Below are 19,064 nucleotides of genomic sequence, written 5' to 3'. Positions count from 1 at the left end.
GGAAGTATTAAGTACTATTTAATTATCTATAAGACATATAGCTATAATTTAGATACATTTTTATAAAAAGTAAACTGAATAAGTATCTTTAAGTTTAATAAAAAGTTGATAAGAATAGGAAGAAAGTAATTACTTTCTTCCTATTTTAGAATACTATGTTTACAATATGTCCCACGTGGTATATAATTATACAAAGTACATAAAAAAATGGAGGGGAAGAGAATGAAAAGATTATCAATTATTTCATTAGTATTAGTTTTAGCAATAGCATTTACAGGTTGTACTAGTGAAGAACTAAAGTTATACAATGCATTTGAAAAATCTCAAGATATTACTTCTATGGAAAGTAGTACAGATATTTCATTTACAATAGAAGCAGAAGGCCTTTCACAAGAAGATCAACAAGCTTTTGAAATGGTGAAAAATAGTATAAATAATTCTAAATTCAACGTAAATCAAAAAGTAACTCAAAACAAAGATCAAACAATAGCAAAAGGTCAAATAGACTTAGGATTTGATATAGGTGGCGTGAAGTCAGACATGCAAATATGGGTTGACTCAGATGTTTCTGGAGATAAACCTAAGTTAGTAGAAGTTATAAAAATGCCATCAATGCTAATGTCATCTTTCGGACCAGAAAATGCGGATAAACAATACATAGTGTATGATGTTGAAAAATTACTTAGCCAGGGTGAAACACCAGTAGATTTTAGTAAGATGATGAATCTTAGTAAAGATATGGGACCTAAGCTTAATGAGTTCTTAAAAAATTATGTTAAAAATTTCGATCCAGGATTTAAACTAGTAGAATCTAAAGGAAATAGTACTGTTAATGGTAAAGATCTATCTATGTATCAAGTTAAACTTGATGATGCATCATTTAAAAAACTTGTAAGAAGTTCAGTAAACTATTCTCTAGATAACAAAGAAACTATTGAATTTGTCAAAGAGTATATAAATCTAGTTTCTAGTGCAATGGAAGTTACAGATCCAGAGAACGTATTAGCACAAGAAGAAATTGATAAAGAGTTAAAAACACTACAAGAAAATCTTCCAAAATTCAAAGCAGAATTCAATAAGTTTATGGATAACTTTGATAAAGTAAAAGTAATTGGAGATAAAGGTATAGTTATCGATTACGGTATTAATAAAGATGGATATATAGTTTATGAAGCTGGTTCAATAGACTTAAGTATTAATATAGCTGAAATAGAAAAAGCTTTTGCTTCAGATGAGAACAATGAAGCACCAACAGCAGGTATAGTAAAACTAGGAGTTAACTATAAAACGAATATAAAAAGCATAAATGAAAAACTTAACATAGAAATACCTCAAACAAATGAGCAAAATAGTATAAGCATTGAGAAATTAATGGAACTAGATACAATAGAAGAGTAAGAAATATAGAGAAAAATTAAAATGTGAAAAAGAAAGTTGCTATAAGATCATAGTAGCTTTCTTTTTTATTTATAAAATTAATATTATTTGGCTAGAAATCGTATAAAATTTTAATAAAAAGTGGACAATTAAAACATTGACTGATATAAAATTTAGTGGTAAAATCATAAAATGATTAGACAACTAACTAAATTGTTTTTGCTTTAAGGAGATGATTATTAATGATTAAGCTATTTAGGTTTTTAAAGTCCTACAGAATTCCTATAGCTGTGGTATTTATTTTAGTGTTTTTTCAATCCCTTTCAGAACTATACTTACCTACGCTTATGTCAGACATCGTTAATACAGGTATAGTTAAGGGTGATACACAATATATTCTAAAGATTGGAAGATTCATGCTATTAGTAGCTTTAGGTGGTACTATATGCACAGTAGTAGCTAACCTATTATCTTCAAGAATTGGAGTAGGATTTTCTACGATCTTAAGGAAGGAAATCTTTTCTAAAGTTGAGGGCTTCTCCCTTAATGAGATTGATAAAGTAGGAACTTCATCTCTAATTACAAGAACTACAAACGACATAAATCAAATCCAACAGGTTGTGATAATCACACTTCGTATAATAATAGGAGCACCTATGATGTGTATAGGTGGTATAATTATGGCTGTATCGAAAGATGCCAGACTAACACTTATCTTCCTTGCAGCTATACCATTACTAGGGTTGGTAATAGGTTTGATCATAAGTAGAGGAGCTCCATTTTTTAAAATTATGCAAGTGAAGATTGATAACTTAAACTTAGTTTTGCGAGAAAATCTTATGGGGATTAGAGTTATACGTGCATTTAACCGTATAGATTATGAGAAAAAGAGATTCAACAATGCAAATCATGATCTCACAGATACTGCTATAAGGGTTAACAAAATAATGGCTGGAATGATGCCGTCTATAATGTTAATTATGAATATTACAACTATAGCAATAATATGGTTTGGTAGTATTCGAATAGATAATGGAAGTATGAAAGTTGGAGATATGATGGCATTTCTACAATATGCTATGCAAATTATGTTTTCTTTAGTAATGACAACTATGATGTTTGTTCTTGTTCCTAGAGCTTCAGCTTCAGCAATAAGAATAAATGAAGTTCTTGATATGACTTCAGATATAAAAGATAATCCAGATGCTCAAAATACCGATAGCAAAAGAGGCTATGTGGAATTTAAGAATGTTATATTTAGTTTTCCAGGAGCAGAGAAACCTGCTTTAAGCAATATCTCATTTAGCACAAAACCGGGAGAGGTAACTGCCATTATAGGTGGAACTGGTTCAGGAAAATCAGCTCTTATAAATCTTATAATGCGCTTTTATGATATAGACAGTGGGGAGATATTAGTAAATGGGAAGAATATTAAAAGCCTATCTCAGAAATATCTTAGATCTAGAATAGGACTAGTTCCGCAAAAGGCTGTTTTATTTACGGGAACTATAGAGGATAATATCAGATATGGTAAGGAAGATGCTACTGAAGAAGAAATTAAACATGCTGCTGATGTAGCACAAGCAAGTGACTTTATAGCAAACATGAAAGATGGATTTAAATCCTTAATTTCACAAGGTGGTACTAATGTATCAGGTGGACAAAAACAACGTCTTTCTATAGCACGTTCACTTGTAAGAAAACCAGATATATATATCTTTGATGATAGCTTCTCTGCTTTAGACTTTAAAACAGATGCTAAGTTACGAAAAGCTCTTAAAAAGGAAACTAAGAATTCGACTATGATTGTAGTTGCTCAAAGGGTAAGTACAGTTATGGATGCCGATAGAATTATAGTTTTAGATGATGGAAAGATTAAAGGTATAGGAACTCATAAGGAACTTTTAAGAGATTGTGGTATATATCAAGAAATAGTATACTCACAGCTTTCAAAGGAGGAGGTATAATGAGTCAAGGATCAAAGAATCGTGGACCTAAAGTAGGAATGCCTGTAGAAAAAGCAAAAGACTTTAAAGGAACATCTAAGAGACTTTTTGATTATCTTAAAAATCGTAGATTACAAATTTCAATTGTAATTTTTATGGCAATATTGAGCACAACATTCAATATATTAAGCCCTAAAGTAATGGGTAAAGCCACTACTAAACTTTTTGAGGGCATGGTAACGAAGATGGAGGGTATACCTGGAGCAAAAGTTGACTTTGAATATATATTGAATAAATTAATAATCTTAGGAGCCTTATATGTTATAAGTGCGCTATTTAGTTATATTCAGCAGTACGTAATGGCTGGAGTTGCTCAGAACACAGTACTTGAAATGCGTAAAGATGTTAATGAAAAGCTTTCGAAGCTACCGTTAAAGTTTTTTGATTCTCATACTCATGGGGAAATATTAAGCCGTGTTACAAATGATATAGATAATATAAGTACTACATTACAACAAAGTATTACTCAATTGATAACATCAGTAGTAACAATAGTAGGGGTTATTATTATGATGCTTACAATAAGTCCTGTTATGACACTTATTTCTATTGTGACTTTACCTTTAAGCATATTTGTTATTAAGCCTATAATAGGAAAATCACAAAACTATTTTAAAGAGCAACAGAAAACTCTAGGGGAGTTAAATGGTCATATTGAGGAGATGTACACAGGACATGTGGTAGTAAAAGCATTTGGACATGAACAAAAATCCATTAATGAATTTAATGAAATAAATGAAAGATTATATAGTTCGGGCTGGAAAGCTCAGTTCATATCTGGAATAATAATGCCCGTAATGACTTTTATAAATAATATAGGATATGTATTTATTTGTGTTGTAGGGGGTATATTTGTAACTAAAAAAACTATTGAGATAGGTGATATTCAAGCTTTTATTCAATACTCTAAGCAGTTTACACAGCCAATAAATCAGCTTGCTAATATATCTAATTTATTTCAATCAACTATAGCATCAGCAGAACGTGTATTTGAACTACTTGATGAAGTAGAAGAAATAGAGGAAACATCGGACTTAAAAGTTATTGAAGAACCAAAAGGTAATATAAACTTTGAAAATGTAGACTTTGGATATAAATCAGATGAAATTCTTATAAAAGACATGAATATAAAAGTAGAACAAGGTCAAACAGTAGCTATAGTTGGACCAACTGGTGCAGGAAAAACAACTCTTATAAATCTATTAATGAGATTTTATGAAATAAACAGTGGAAAAATCACTATAGACGGAGTTGATATTAGAGACTTGAAACGAGGAGATTTAAGAAGTATGTTTGGAATGGTGCTTCAGGACACTTGGCTATTTAATGGTACTATAAGAGATAATATAGCTTATGCCTGTGATGGGGCTACTGAAGAAGAAATAATAGAAGCAGCGAAGGCAGCTCATGCGGATCACTTTATAAGAACTCTTCCAGAAGGATATGATACTGTCTTAAATGAAGAAGCATCTAATATATCACAAGGACAAAAACAGCTTTTAACTATTGCCCGTGCAATACTAGCAGACCCTAAAATGCTGATATTGGATGAAGCTACAAGTAGTGTTGACACAAGAACTGAGTATTTTATACAAAAAGCTATGGATGATTTGATGGAAGGAAGAACTAGTTTTGTTATAGCTCATAGATTATCTACAATTCGTAATGCGGATTTAATTCTTGTAATGAAAAAAGGTAGCATAATTGAAAAAGGAAATCATAATGAGCTTATAGATAAAGGTGGATTTTATGCAGATCTTTACAATAGTCAATTCTCAGGTTCTAGTGTTTAAAAAAATAATTTATAAAATTAAAAAGCTATGAAATTTAGGTTAGATCACCTTATTTCATAGCTTTTATCTATTTTGTTATTGTGTCCAGTTGTGCTTTAGTATATAAGATCTAAAATAGTAAATAATACTTGAATAATAGTAGTTTAATATAGGAAACATACTAACAACTTGATATAAATTAAAAGTGACAAAATAGAGAGGAAAGACTATGAAACTAACTACAAAACTAGAAAAAAACAAAGAAATTATAAAAGAAGTTATTCCTATAAAGAAGAGTTTTGATGTTATAGGTAGAGAGTTTTCTATAGGTGATAAAGATGCTTTTCTAGTATTTATAGATGGATTTGCAAAAGATGATATTATGCTTTGGATACTAGAAGATCTACAAGATTTAGAAAATGATTGTGTCAATGTTAATTCATTGACAGAAATTTTAAGGAAGAAAATTGCATATATAGAGGTTGATACTTTTACAGATTTAAGCCAGCTACAGAAGTCAGTTCTTTCGGGAGCTATAGCGCTAGTAATAGATGATGAGCAAGAGGGAATAATAATTGATGCAAGGCAGTATCCTGTAAGAGGACCTGAAGAACCAGATTTAGAGAAAGTTACAAGAGGATCAAGAGATGGACTTGTAGAAACTATAATATTTAATACTGCTTTAATAAGAAGACGAATAAGAGATCCAAAACTTATTTTTGAAATGAAAAGTGTAGGAGAGAGATCTAAAACTGACGTTGTAGTTTCATATATAGACGATTTAGTAGATAAAGATCTTTTAAAAGATATAAATGATAAAATAGACGAAATAAATGTTCCATCTCTTATAATGGCAGAAAAAACACTAGAAGAATTGCTAATAAAGAAAAAGTGGTTTAATCCGTTACCACAAGTTAGGTTTACTGAACGACCAGACGTTGTTGCAGCGCATTTACTAGAGGGACATATAGCGGTTGTAGTAGATACATCTCCAAGTGTTATGCTTTTACCTACAACAATCTTTCATTTCACACAACATGCAGAAGATTATTATCAAAATCCTCTTGTGGGAACACATATAAGGTGGGTTAGGTTTTTAGGGATGATATCAGCTTTGTTGTTACCACCATTATGGTTATTGCTTGTATATAATAGAGAATTACTACCACCATATCTACAATTTATAGGGCCAAAAGAAGCTTCAATTATTCCATTGTTTTTACAGTTTATACTGTTGGAATTTGGATTAGACTTGCTTAGAGCATCATCAATACATACACCTAGTACACTATCTACTTCTTTGGGTATTATAGGTGGATTAGTTTTAAGTGAGATGGCTATAAAAGTTGGTTTTTTTGTTCCAGAAACAATTTTATATATGGCACTAGCAGGTATAGGAACATTTTCTATTCCAAGTGCGGAATTTTCAATGGCAATAAGAATATTTAGGTTATTATTATTGATACTTACCGGATTATTTAAGGTCTATGGTTTTGTTATTGGAATATTAATAATTTCGATTATTATACTCACAACTAAATCTTTTGATAGTGGTAAGGGATATACTTGGCCACTTATACCGTTTGACAAAAAAGCTTTACTTAATATATTATTTAGAAACCCAATACAACAAGTTACGGATAAGAAAAATAATTTAGATTTATTTTTAATAAAAGATTAAGTGCTTTACTTTAAAATTAGAGTAAAGCACTTAATTTATATTCTGTTAAAGAGCTGCATTTAAATTAACCACCATTTGTAAAAAACGGTGTAATAAAGTTATAAAAGTTATCACGAAGATTTTATTATATTAACTGAGGAGTCAGTAAAAAATATAGAGATTTTAGACAGGACAAGAACAAACTATACAGTATCTTCAAGAAGCATTTGTATTAGGTTTATTGCTAAAGAGGTTATAAATGAGGCTAAGGAAAATAGATTTTCAAGGGGGAAATTTACGATAATTGTGGACATGATGTAGCCAGAAATGAAAAGTATAGTAGTAAAGAGATATTAGATAGCGGATATTGAATGGCAAATGTATGATAAATGGCTATTTCATAAAAAACTGTAAAGTAATTTGAAATAATCATACCTAGACCATTTTATTGGATGTATAAAATATTAGATACTCTTATAACTTTTATGAGTATAGGAAGTATTGTCGGTGTTATAGAAGTTAACGAAGTTTTTTCAAAAAAATTTTAAAGTATCATAAAAAAGTACAACCTTTACTATGGCACGAAAAAAACGTATAAAAAGTTGTAAGATTAGCATAAGCAAAAGAGGTATATCCAAGAATCAAGTCTGCGTAATTTATGTAATAGATAGAACGAACTATTATCACTGAACTTTATACATAAAGGAAGAATAAATCATACAGATTTGAAAGACTCTATAACTCTATAAGAGTAAAAAATTTATTGGTACAGTCTCATGCCTCCATATTGATATAAAATTAAAGGCTTTTAGAGTTACATAAGCAATTTATTATAGCTTATGTAAAATATATGTAATCCTATACTTATATGATATATAATTAAATAAAAGGACAATTATGCTTTCTGGCTAACAAAAGATATTGTGTTCAAGGAGGATTGACAATGAACGATAGAGGTAAACTAAAGGCTGGGGACTCGATTGGTATTTTTTCACCATCATCACCTATAACGTATTCATGCCCCAAAAGATTTGAACGTGCGAAACGATATTTGCAAGATAAGGGGTTTAAGATTAAAGAAGGAAATCTTACAGGAAAATATGATTTTTACAGGTCTGGAAGTATTAAAGAAAGAGCAGAAGAATTAAATGAGTTAATTAGAAATCCGGAAGTTAAGTGCATCATGTCTACAATTGGAGGAATGAACTCTAATTCGATTCTTCCATATATAGATTATAAAGGATTTAAAAGAAATCCTAAAATAATAATTGGGTATTCTGATATTACTGCAATTTTACTTGCTATATATGCACAAACTGGAATAAGTACATACTATGGACCTGCATTAGTAGCTTCTTTTGGTGAATTATCACCTTTTGTCGACTATACATATAATTATTTTAAGGAAGTTATTATGGATAATACAAAAATTCCTTATGACTTTGAAATGCCTGAATATTGGACCGATGAGTACATTAATTGGGAAACACAAGATAGAAGCAAGGAAAAAAGAGGGAATAAGTGGATAACAGTTTGTGAAGGTGTTACTAGGGGTAGAGTTATAGGAGGAAATTTAAATACAATTGAAGGAATATGGGGTAGTATATATATGCCCGAAATAAGGGATGGAGATATACTTTTTATAGAAGATTCCCTAAAAAATATTGCAACTATAGAAAGAAGTTTTGCTCTTTTGAAAGTAAATGGTGTCTTTGATAAGATTTCTGGAATAATCCTTGGAAAACATGAGTTATTTGATGATTTAAAGACAGGTCGAAAGCCATACGAAATACTATTAGAAGTTTTAGGAGATAAAAAGTTACCATTCATTGCAGATTTTGATTGCTGTCATACGCATCCAATGGTGACCCTACCTATAGGATGTAAAATTGAACTTAATGCTACTGAAAAGAAAGTATCAATTATAGAAGACTGGTTCGGGTAATGAGTCACTTCATAAATTTTCAAAATGTAAGTTAAGAGAACTTGTAAGAGGTTCTCTTAAAAATAATAGATTATAAGCATTATTCCTTGATAGATCCTTAGTTTGAAAATCGTTATAAATTTATTCAAAATTAGGTTTTTCACAAATCCTATATGAAAATGTCTTTAATTTACTTTATGAACTTGGAATAACAAAATAATATAAAGTTCAAAGTGAGTTTAACTACACAAATATTCTTTTCTATAAATTAATAAAGAGCTACACTTCCTTTAATATATAAATATTTTAATGATAAAAATACTTAATAAGACTGTGAAAAAATATCAATTATAGTGATATAATGGATATATATTAATCTAAATATTAACTAGGGGGTTGAGCTAAATTTGAAAAATAACAAAGAGATATACGAGAAAAAGATAAAATACTATACAGGGTTATCAAGTAAAATATCGAGAGCTATTAATACAATTAGCTTATCGAGGCTTATACTAGGTATATTTATAATAGTAGTCTCTATAATTGCTTATAAGTATAAAACCAAATATATACCTAAGGCTATACTGTTGTTATCTGTAGTTTCGTTTATTTATCTAGTAGTAGTACATAGAAAATATAGAAATATGAATAAATATATAGATATCTTAAAAGATATAAACACATCTGCTCTTAAAAGGTTGAGTGGTGAATGGATAGAGTTTAACGATAAAGGAAATGAATTTATAGATGGAAATCACAGGTATTCTGGCGACCTTGATATTTTTGGACAGGGATCATTATTTCAATGGATAAACTGCTCTAATACTTATATGGGAAGAGAAAGTTTAGCTAAAATTTTAAATCAGTCGTACCCTGAAACATATTTTTGTAAAGAGTCTATTAATAAGCGTCAAGAAGCTATAAAGGAATTAGCTGGTAAACTATGGTGGCGTCAAAAGCTTCAGGCAGAAGTTATGTCAACCATTAAAGAGGATAAAGATAAAATAGAATTATTGAAATGGACTAATAGTAAAAATGACATGTACTCAAAACCTTGGATAATATTTATATTAAGATTACTACCTATAGTAACTATAACTACTATAATTTTAGGAAACTTACTAGATATAATACCTAAGTACATTTCATTATTATTTTTATGTGTTCAATCGATTTTGATTCTTATTAACTCAAAAAATGCTAACATAGAATCTAATCTAGCATATAAATATCAAAAAAGTATTAAGGCATATGAAAAGATTCTTAGTCATTTCGAAAAAGGAAGATTTTCTTCAAGCTATATAAAAGCATTAAAAGTTAAGCTTATAAACAACAATGGACTCAGTGTAGTTAAACAGTTAAAAAGACTAGAGACTATAGTTGATAATCTACTAAATAGAAATAATATCTATTTTCTACCCATAAATGTTGTTCTACTTTGGGATTATCAATGTATGATTAGTTTAGATAAGTGGAAAAGACAGAATGGAATACTTGTTGGGGTATGGATGGATGTTATAGGAGAAATAGAGGCATTATCTAGTCTATCGAATATACAACATGACTATCCAGAATGGGCAACTCCGATTATTACTGAGAAGAGCTCAGTTTTTGAAGGAAAGTCAGTAGGACATCCTCTAATAACTAACAAACAAGTCTGCAATGATATAAGCATTACTGAACCTTCGAGGATTTTACTTATAACAGGATCAAATATGTCTGGAAAGAGTACATTACTCAGAACTATAGGAATAAACTTAATTCTGGCATATTCGGGTGCACCAGTATGTGCTAAATATATGAAAACCTCTGTTATGTATATATACACATGTATGAGAACTAGTGATAATCTTGAACAGGGAATATCCTCATTTTATGGAGAGCTATTAAGGATAAAAAGTATAATAAGTGAGTCTAAGAAAGATAAGCAAATATTTTTCTTATTAGATGAAATATTTAAAGGTACCAACTCTTATGATCGTCATATAGGAGCTAAGATGTTAATAAATCAACTATATAAGAACAATGCTGTGGGACTTGTATCCACTCATGACCTTGAATTAGGAGATTTAGAAAAAGAGAATAATGGAAATATTAAGAACTATCACTTTCAAGAACACTATAAAAATGATAAAATTCACTTTGATTATAAACTAAGAGAAGGTGTCTCTACTACAAGAAATGCATTGTATCTTATTAGGATGGCAGGTATAGAGGAAATATGATAATAAAAGCTATATACCTATGATTATATATTCTTAATGAAAAATAATATAATAAGCAATATAAATGGGATTTAGAAGTTATAAATCCCATTTATATTGAAATTAAGGTGTATAAAAATTCTGAGTATAATATATATGATAAGAACCTCCAAAAGCTACTCCAATACCCAATCTGTCAAAGTCTCCTAATATATTAACTCTATGATCTTTCGAATTCATAAGCTCTTCATGTGCATATATAGGGTCAGGTTGACCGGCTGCTATATTTTCTCCTGCTAAAGAGAAATTTATATAGTCATTTTCCATTCTATCAAAAGGAGAATTACCATTTTTATTATCATGAGAAAAATAGTCTTTATTAGCCATATCGGCACTATGTCTTCTAGCGGTTGCAGCAATTTGACTATTCCACGAAAAAGGCTGTTTGCCGTTTCTGACGCGTATAGCATTTGAAAGATCGAACAACTGAAGCTCTAGGCTTTTTTGCAATTCTTTACTTTCTTTTGGATAAGTCTCATAATCTAAGCTTCCATCGAGTATAAGAATAGAAGTAACGTTTTCTGAATTGTATTTATCAAAAAATATAACTACATTATTCTTGTCTATAATAAATTCACTAGCGTAATCTTTACTACCAGCGAAAAATGGTTTATATAATTTTTCAACTTCATATCTACTAGAACCTATCTCTACCCCACTTTTAGAAACCCAATTACCTGCATTGGAATAAACTCCACGTACAATTCCTTCATCAACCCCCACTTGTATATAGTTATAGTAATTATTATTATATATATACCATTTAAAGCCATATTTACTCTCATCTATTCTATCGGGATTTCCAAGTGTACTTAATAGGATACTTTCACTAGTACCTATAGTAATACCATGAAAAGTAAACTCCTTATCATTAGGCTCGTAGTAACAACTATATGAGACTATCATAACTATAATCAAGAAAAAGACATATGATATTCTTTTGTTTTTAGACACTAAGATCACCTCGTTAAGATATATACCCATTGAATAATATAAATATATAGAAATTCGTTGACAGTTATGATTGGCTAATAAGATAATAAAAATGAAAACATGAATAAGTATTCATACAATAAGGGTGGAGATCGAAGAAATATTAAATGATATTAACTTGCATCAGTATTCTAGATTTATGCTATAAAAGAATAAGCTGTAGATAAAGTCTAAAATAAAAATATGATTATTGTCTATACAGGTATTATAAGTTTACATAATGGAAAGTTAAGAAGTACTTTAGAAATTATATAGTAAAATAACAAGATATATAACTTAAAATAAATAAAAAGAAAACATAAATAAAAAAAGTAAAATAGTTTATATATAAACTATTTACATGTAAACTATTTTGAAGTATACTATCATTTATAGGAAAAAGTTGGGGGGATGAAATGAAAATCAGAGGGTTAATGGATGGATATAATTGGGTTAATGAAATTACTAATAAAACTATAATTGAACTGAAGAAAACAGCAGACATACTAGAGGAAGCACATAACAATTTTTTTTATAAGTATGATATATCTAATACAAAATTTAATGCACTAGCTATTCTATATAACGGACCAAAGGAAGGAATGATTTTATCAGAAATAGGAGACCAAATGTTAGTAACAAGAGGAAACATAACTGGTCTTATAGATAGACTTGAAAAACAAAAGTTTGTAAAAAGAGTTAGAGATGATGAAGATAGAAGAAAAATAGTAGTTATAATCACTGAAGAAGGGAAAGTGTTTATAGAAAAAGTAATAGAAGATTATAAAAAATGGACAGGAGTGATACTACAAAGCATTGAAGTAGATGAGAAAAATGAATTTATCCGCATACTTAAAAAATTCAAAATGAAATTATAAACCATCATGAAATAGGAAAAGGAGAAATATAAAGTGAAAAAGATTAAATTAGCTATTTCAAAAGTATTATTATCTACAATTATAGTATCAAGTACATTTACATCAGTAGCATTTGCGGACGCTGAGTTAAAAGACACCACTGAAGTTGGAGCTGAAGTTAAAAAGGAAGTTCAAAAACAGGCAGAAAAAATAAGTATGGAGCAAGCAGTAAAAACAGGCTTAGAGAATAGTACACAATTAAAACAAGTTCAAAATCAAATAGATATAAGTGAACTTTCTAAAGATAGAACAAAATATCTTAGTAGAAAACTAAAAGATGGTGAAGATCGTGTTGAAAGTGGAAAAACTCAAATTGATAATGCACAAAAAGCAGTTGATGCTGGTATAACACCTCAAGATATAGTACTTGAAAATGGAAGCACTATACCAGCAGGTACAAACATTAAAGATCTTCCCATTCTAGATAATAACCAAAAAGAACAAATACTAGGTGGGATACAAAGTCAGATAAATAAAAGCAGGGAACAACTTATTGGTGGACAGAGTACACTTAGCGAGTCTGTATCTGATGCAACTAAACAAGTAGAAGGAAATTTAGGAGCAAGTAGTATAGACTCTTTAGACATAGACTCTACACGAAGCATAATGAATGCTATGGCGACTACTAGTTTCGAGGTAACTAAAGATTCATATGATATTTATAAGAATCAAATTGCTTTATTAATACAAAAAAACTACTATGATGTTTTAAAAGCACAAAAATTATTAGAAGTAAAGAAAAAGTCTATGGAAAGAGGAGAAAAACAATATCAGTTTGCATCAGATAGCTATGCATCTGGTATGAAAGCAAAAGATGATATGCTATTAGCAAAAGTTTACTATAAAGCAACACAAGCAGACTATGAAAAAGCCCAAGGTGACTTAAACAATGCTATCATAGAACTAAGAAAAAGCATAGGAGTTGCTTTAGACGAAGAGATAATATTAACTGATGTATTACAAGAAAAAGTAGAAAAACAAGATCTATTAGAAGGATTAAAAAGTGCAAATGAAAGTAGGTTAGAAATAAAGAAAGCTCTTGGAGAAGTTAAAATTCATGATTTAAATTATGAATCTGTTAGAAAAATATATCCAGAAAACACTTTTCAATATAGAGAAGCTAAGCTATTAAAAGAAAAAGCAAGACTTAACTTAGATAAGACATATAAAGATGTAGAAGCATCTGTTAGACAGTCTTATGAACTTATGGAGTCTACAGGTAATATGCTTATAACAACTGCCGAGATTGTAAATGATGCAAAAGAAAGTGTAGAGATATCAAACTATAAGTACAGAGAAGGTTTTGGTGTTGACAATAGCCTATTAAAAAAATTAGATTTAGAGTCAGCTGCAGGAACTATCTTAGACGTAATAGCTGCAGAAGAAAACTTATCACAAGTTGAAGAACAAATTGTTCAAATAACATATGGATACAACTTAGCTAAAATGAAATACTTCAATGATATAGGAATAACTATTTATTAAATTATAAAAATGAGGTGCTACTATGAAAAAAAATAAGTTATTATCCTTTGTAATTATATCTATCCTACTTTTAAACTTACTGGTAGGATGTACAAGTAAAAATAAAAAAGAAAAAGTTTCAAGTAAGCCAAAAGTGATAGAAACGCAAGGTATTATTGAAGCCAAAGAAGTTAGTATAAATAGCAAACTCCCTGGTAGAATAATAAAACTTGCAGTAGAAGAAGGAGCAGAAGTAAAAGCTGGAGATGTACTTGTGGAGATTTCTAGTGATGAACTAAAAGCTAAAGAAGAGCAGGCAAAAGCAGTAATAGAAGCTGCGAGAAGTCAAGTCGAGGCTGCTAAAGGGCAAGTTCAAGCTGCAAATGCTACACTACAAAAAGCTGAAAATGGAGCAAGAGATCAAGAAATAGCACAGGCTCAGGCACAATATGATCTAATGGCGAAGACTTACGAAAGAGTAGATGCATTATATGAAAAAGGAGCGGTTTCTGCTCAGAAAAAGGATGAAGTTGCAGCACAGCTAGAGCTGTCAAAGCAACAATTAAGCATGGCACAAGAAGGAGCTAGAAGTGAAGATAAAAGTGGAGCTCAGGCTTTAGTAGTTCAAGCAATGGCAATGGAAGAAGCAGCTAAGGGCAAACTAGAGCAAGCACAAGCAGCTTTACAAGAAGTGCAGGCATATCTTAAAGATAGTAAAATAGTGTCACCAATTAATGGAGTAGTTACTATGTTAAACTCTCAAGAAGGAGAACTTGTATCTACTGGTATGTCTATAGCCACTGTATCAGACTTAAGTAATACTTGGGTTGAAGTTAAGGTTAAAGAAACTGATTTAAGTAAAATAAAATTAAATCAAGAATTAGATGTTAAAATTCCAACGTATTCAAAAGAAAAGTTTAAAGGAAAAGTAGTAAGAATAAATCAAAAACCTGACTTTGCTACTAAAAGATCTACAAATGAAAATGGAGAATTTGATATTTTATCATATGGTGTTAAAATCGAATTGGAAAACAAGGACAAAGTATTAAGACCTGGTATGACAGCTTTTGTGCAGTTTAAATAATAGGTGGTGAACCTTATGATTACAAGCATTTTTTCTACAATAAAGAATGAATTTTGTAAGTTGTTTAGACAAAAAATAATTATTGTAGTGATTTTAATTATACCTATTTTAATAAATTTTCTTTTAGGATATGAATTCTCTAATGAACAGATACAAAACGTACCAATGGTTGTATATGACCAAGATAATTCCTCTTTAAGTAGGATGATAGTACAACAATTTGAAGAAAATGAAACTTTCGATGTTAAATATTTTGTAAATGATATTGAAGAAATGAAGGAACTTTTTAATACAAGCAAGGCAAGAACAGGAATGGTTATACCTAAAGATTTTAGTAAAGATATGCTAAATCTGAAGTCACCAACTATAATGATGATATATGATGGTAGTCATATGTCAATTGCTGGAGCGGCTAAGGCTAAGGCTAGTGAAATTCTGATAACATTAAAAACAGGGACTGTGATTAAGTTATTACAGGGAAAGTTAAATCTTCCAGCAGATGTGGCGCAAAAAATTGCACTGTCAATAAAATTTACAAATAGATTTATGTATAACCCTACAAAAAGTTTTAGAAATTTCTTAAATCCCGGATTTGGTGTGGCTATAGTTCAAACAGGAATAGTTTTAATGGGAGCTGTTGCCATTGTAGAAGAAGAGATAGAAAAGAAAAAAGAAAAAATAGGATACTTGATTGGAAAAATTATTTTTTACAGTCTTATAGGCTGGATATCATTTGTATCAAGCATATTAATACAATCTAAATTTTTTAATCTTCCATTTAGAGGACAAATGTCGGATGCCATGAAACTAAGTGCACTGATGTCTTTATCTGTTGCTACATTCTCTATTATGGTATCCACATGGATAAAAAACAAACTATTAGCTACACAAATTAATGCAGTATTATTTGTTCCTAATACTGTTATAGTAGGATATACGTGGCCAGTTATGTCTATGAAGGAGTCTTATCAGGTTGTAGCAGAGTACTTTCCATTTTATCATTATGTAGATAATATAAGGGATATGTATTTAAAAGGGACATCTCTTTCTAAGATGACACAGGATATTGAGTGGTTCTACATATTTATAGCAGTAACATTTAGTATTAGCTTGATTGGAATCTTAAGATTAAAGGCACCTGATAAATCTATAGTATCAGAAGAAGAGGAGGAGGAAGCTATTGTACTTTCTTAAAAGTATTTTTAATGAATTGAAAAATACATTAAAGAACAGAGATATCATAGTACTCCTTCTGCTAGCACCTATAGCTCTAACTTTATTATTTGGAGGAGTATATTTAAATGATTATGTAGAAGAAGTGCCTATTGCAGTACTAGATGAGGACAATTCTAGTATGAGTAGAATGATAGTACAACAATTTTATGAAAATAATAGGTTTGACTTAAAGTACTATGCAAACACTAGAGAAGAACTAGAGGAACTTGTAGAAGACGGGAAAGCTAAAATGGCGGTATATATACCTAAAGATTTATATAAGGACATCTTAGCAGGCAGATCGTCAGAAGTTATGATAGCTTTAGATGGAACGAATATGATAATAAGTAACAATGCATATTCATCTGCAGCAGAAATAATACAAACCATAGGGGCAGGAGCGCAAATCAAAGCCATATCTGGAAAAGGTATGATGCCTCAAGTTGCACAAAATACTGCGTTAGCTTTTAAATTTACAGATAGGACAGTATATGATCCTAGAATGACATACATGAATTATCTTATTTTGGGCTATATAGCTATATTTCTTCAACAAGTTATAGTTTCAGGTTTGGGAATTTCGGTGTTAAAAGATATGGAAAAATTAAAGAGAGAAAATAACATAGTGCAGACAATAATGGACATTATGGCAAAGATAATAGCATGTGGATTCTATAGCCTTATATCTATATATGCATCAGTTTATATAGTATCGAATCTATTCAATGTAAATATAAGAGGAAGTATGGAATCCATGTTTATACTATCTATAATGTTTATTATTGCGATTAGTGGACCAGCAATTATATTGGCTGTTATGACTGGTGAAAAAATAAAGTTAGCTCAAATATCGTTTATGCTTTCTTTACCGACCTTTGTAAGTTGTGGTTATGTATGGCCTATAGATCAGATGCCAGAAGCACTTGTAAAAGGTGTGAAGGCTATTTGGCCCCTAATTTATTTTGCGAGACCTTTTGATGAAGTTCTATTTAAAGGAGTTCCTTTAGAAGTTATGAAAGGAAACTTAATTTCTATGGCCAAATATGCGGCGTTTTGGCTTCCAGTTTCAATTCTAATGCTTAGACTAAGGAAAAGAACTAAAGAAAAACCTGTTGAGGCTAATTAATAAAACCATGTGGATATACCCACATGGTTTTTATATTTAGCTTATATTATTCACAAAATATGAAAACAATACATAATATGATAACAGTTTATAAAGCAAGACTATTTAAAAGGAGTGGATAAAATGGCAGGTAAAGTAAGAAGAATGTTTCCAGCAAGTAACACCTCAGAAGGATTTTATTCGTATTTTGATAATATATTAGGAAAAGATGCTAATAGAATATTCATATTAAAAGGTGGACCGGGAACTGGAAAGTCTACTATAATGAGAAGATTCGCCGATAGAGCTAAAGCGTTAAATTATGATTTAGAATTTCACCATTGTGCTTCGGATCCTTCATCTGTAGATGTAGTAGTTATACCAGAATTAAAAGTAGCAATACTAGATGGAACAGCTCCACACGTTACGGATCCAAAAGTGCCAGGTGCAGTAGATGAAATTATAAATCTGGGTCAGTACTGGAATGAAGATAGTTTAGTAAAAAATAAAGAAAAAATAAGAGTACTTATAGAATCAAATTCAAAATATTATATTAGAACATATAAATATCTAAAGGCGGCTAGAGCTATATACGAAGACATAGTTTGGAAAAACCAAGAAGCGTTGGATGTAGGAAAAAGAAATATAGAGGTAGAAAATTTAGTAATAGAGATTTTTGAAGGTATAGAACATAGTGAATTTCTGGGACAGGAAAGACACTTGTTTGGAAGTGCTTACACTCCAGATGGATGGGTTGAATATACAGATTCGCTAATAGAAGAGTTAGAAGACGTTTATTATATAAAAGGCGATATAGGAACGGGAAAGTCTTCTCTATTAGAAAGAGTTTATAAGGAAGGAATAAAGAGGGGGTTAGATGTAGAAGTATTTCACTCTCCACTTATTCCAGAAAATATAGAAACAATAATTATAAAAGGACTAAATATAGGATTAACTTTAAGTAAACTAGGCGAGAAAGGTGCTAAAAAAGCTATAGACTTAAATAAATATATAGACGATTCAAAGCTAGAAATTCATAAGAAAGATATAGAAGATGATAAAAAAGTAGTAGAACAGTTAATAAACATAGCGATAACAAACTTAACAAAAACTAAAGAAAATCATGATGAACTGGAAAAGTATTATTCACCGAATATGAACTTTAAAAAGCTTAATGAAGTATCTGATAAAATAATATCAAAAACTTTTAAATAGCTTTTACTAATAAAGACTTCTAAATATTTAGAAGTCTTTATTAAGTTGATTAGCTAAATGATCGAATAAAAGCTGACAAAAGTATAAAA

The 19,064-nt window shown here is 30.1% G+C and carries 13 protein-coding genes; 12 read left to right on the top strand and 1 reads right to left on the bottom strand.

Going from position 1 to position 19,064, the window contains the following annotated elements; translation table 11 throughout:
- The first annotated feature begins 222 nt into the window (after positions 1 to 222).
- From CURI_RS09350 to CURI_RS09325, 6 genes are all read left to right on the top strand, one after another.
- Positions 223 to 1,398: a hypothetical protein gene (locus tag CURI_RS09350; protein ID WP_014968011.1), complete on the top strand. Its 1,176-nt coding sequence runs from the start codon at positions 223 to 225 to the stop codon at positions 1,396 to 1,398.
- Between the two features lie 221 nt (positions 1,399 to 1,619).
- Positions 1,620 to 3,344: an ABC transporter ATP-binding protein gene (locus CURI_RS09345; protein WP_014968010.1), complete on the top strand. Its 1,725-nt coding sequence runs from the start codon at positions 1,620 to 1,622 to the stop codon at positions 3,342 to 3,344.
- Positions 3,344 to 5,176: an ABC transporter ATP-binding protein gene (locus CURI_RS09340; protein ID WP_014968009.1), complete on the top strand. Its 1,833-nt coding sequence runs from the start codon at positions 3,344 to 3,346 to the stop codon at positions 5,174 to 5,176. The genes CURI_RS09345 and CURI_RS09340 overlap by 1 nt, the downstream gene beginning before the upstream one ends.
- Before the next feature lie 208 nt (positions 5,177 to 5,384).
- Positions 5,385 to 6,836, top strand: a complete 1,452-nt coding sequence (locus CURI_RS09335; protein WP_014968008.1) for a spore germination protein — start codon at positions 5,385 to 5,387, stop codon at positions 6,834 to 6,836.
- Positions 6,837 to 7,758: 922 nt separating this feature from the next.
- Positions 7,759 to 8,760: a S66 family peptidase gene (locus tag CURI_RS09330; RefSeq protein ID WP_014968007.1), complete on the top strand. Its 1,002-nt coding sequence runs from the start codon at positions 7,759 to 7,761 to the stop codon at positions 8,758 to 8,760.
- Between the two features lie 386 nt (positions 8,761 to 9,146).
- The gene (locus CURI_RS09325) at positions 9,147 to 10,964 is read left to right on the top strand and encodes a MutS family DNA mismatch repair protein (protein WP_014968006.1); all 1,818 of its coding nucleotides are present in this window, start codon (positions 9,147 to 9,149) and stop codon (positions 10,962 to 10,964) included.
- A 102-nt stretch (positions 10,965 to 11,066) separates the two neighbouring features.
- On the opposite strand, the gene CURI_RS09320 is transcribed toward CURI_RS09325, so the two are convergent.
- Complete coding sequence (locus CURI_RS09320; protein ID WP_051003982.1) at positions 11,067 to 11,957, bottom strand: CAP domain-containing protein; 891 nt, start codon at positions 11,955 to 11,957, stop codon at positions 11,067 to 11,069.
- A 434-nt stretch (positions 11,958 to 12,391) separates the two neighbouring features.
- Between CURI_RS09320 and CURI_RS09315 the strand changes: the two genes are divergently transcribed.
- The 6 genes from CURI_RS09315 to CURI_RS09290 all read left to right on the top strand — a co-directional run bounded on the left by CURI_RS09315 (position 12,392) and on the right by CURI_RS09290 (position 18,975).
- Entirely contained in the window at positions 12,392 to 12,853 is a 462-nt protein-coding gene (locus CURI_RS09315) for a MarR family winged helix-turn-helix transcriptional regulator (protein ID WP_051003981.1), read from the top strand.
- Between the two features lie 33 nt (positions 12,854 to 12,886).
- A complete protein-coding gene (locus CURI_RS09310; protein WP_014968003.1) occupies positions 12,887 to 14,377 on the top strand; it encodes a TolC family protein in 1,491 nt (496 codons plus the stop codon).
- 22 nt (positions 14,378 to 14,399) lie between these two features.
- Positions 14,400 to 15,440: an HlyD family secretion protein gene (locus CURI_RS09305; RefSeq protein WP_014968002.1), complete on the top strand. Its 1,041-nt coding sequence runs from the start codon at positions 14,400 to 14,402 to the stop codon at positions 15,438 to 15,440.
- A gap of 15 nt (positions 15,441 to 15,455) precedes the next feature.
- Positions 15,456 to 16,634: an ABC transporter permease gene (locus tag CURI_RS09300; RefSeq protein ID WP_014968001.1), complete on the top strand. Its 1,179-nt coding sequence runs from the start codon at positions 15,456 to 15,458 to the stop codon at positions 16,632 to 16,634.
- A complete protein-coding gene (locus CURI_RS09295; protein ID WP_014968000.1) occupies positions 16,621 to 17,781 on the top strand; it encodes an ABC transporter permease in 1,161 nt (386 codons plus the stop codon). Before CURI_RS09300 ends, CURI_RS09295 begins: the two co-directional genes overlap by 14 nt.
- A 123-nt stretch (positions 17,782 to 17,904) precedes the next feature.
- Positions 17,905 to 18,975, top strand: coding sequence for a hypothetical protein (locus tag CURI_RS09290; RefSeq protein ID WP_014967999.1), 1,071 nt, complete (start codon positions 17,905 to 17,907; stop codon positions 18,973 to 18,975).
- Positions 18,976 to 19,064: the final 89 nt, after the last annotated feature.

The sequence above is a fragment of the Gottschalkia acidurici 9a genome, from assembly GCF_000299355.1.
In the GTDB taxonomy this organism is placed as follows: Bacteria; Bacillota; Clostridia; order Tissierellales; family Gottschalkiaceae; genus Gottschalkia; species Gottschalkia acidurici.
This window is presented reverse-complemented; position numbering and strand designations above follow the sequence as displayed.

Excerpts from the sequence above, each read along its gene's own strand:
- CURI_RS09335 (WP_014968008.1), top strand. The coding sequence starts at position 5,385 with ATGAAACTAACTACAAAACTAGAAAAAAACAAAGAAATTATAAAAGAA.
- CURI_RS09305 (WP_014968002.1), top strand. The coding sequence starts at position 14,400 with ATGAAAAAAAATAAGTTATTATCCTTTGTAATTATATCTATCCTACTT.
- CURI_RS09340 (WP_014968009.1), top strand. The coding sequence starts at position 3,344 with ATGAGTCAAGGATCAAAGAATCGTGGACCTAAAGTAGGAATGCCTGTA.
- CURI_RS09345 (WP_014968010.1), top strand. The coding sequence starts at position 1,620 with ATGATTAAGCTATTTAGGTTTTTAAAGTCCTACAGAATTCCTATAGCT.
- CURI_RS09350 (WP_014968011.1), top strand. The coding sequence starts at position 223 with ATGAAAAGATTATCAATTATTTCATTAGTATTAGTTTTAGCAATAGCA.
- CURI_RS09290 (WP_014967999.1), top strand. The coding sequence starts at position 17,905 with ATGGCAGGTAAAGTAAGAAGAATGTTTCCAGCAAGTAACACCTCAGAA.
- CURI_RS09315 (WP_051003981.1), top strand. The coding sequence starts at position 12,392 with ATGAAAATCAGAGGGTTAATGGATGGATATAATTGGGTTAATGAAATT.
- CURI_RS09300 (WP_014968001.1), top strand. The coding sequence starts at position 15,456 with ATGATTACAAGCATTTTTTCTACAATAAAGAATGAATTTTGTAAGTTG.
- CURI_RS09330 (WP_014968007.1), top strand. The coding sequence starts at position 7,759 with ATGAACGATAGAGGTAAACTAAAGGCTGGGGACTCGATTGGTATTTTT.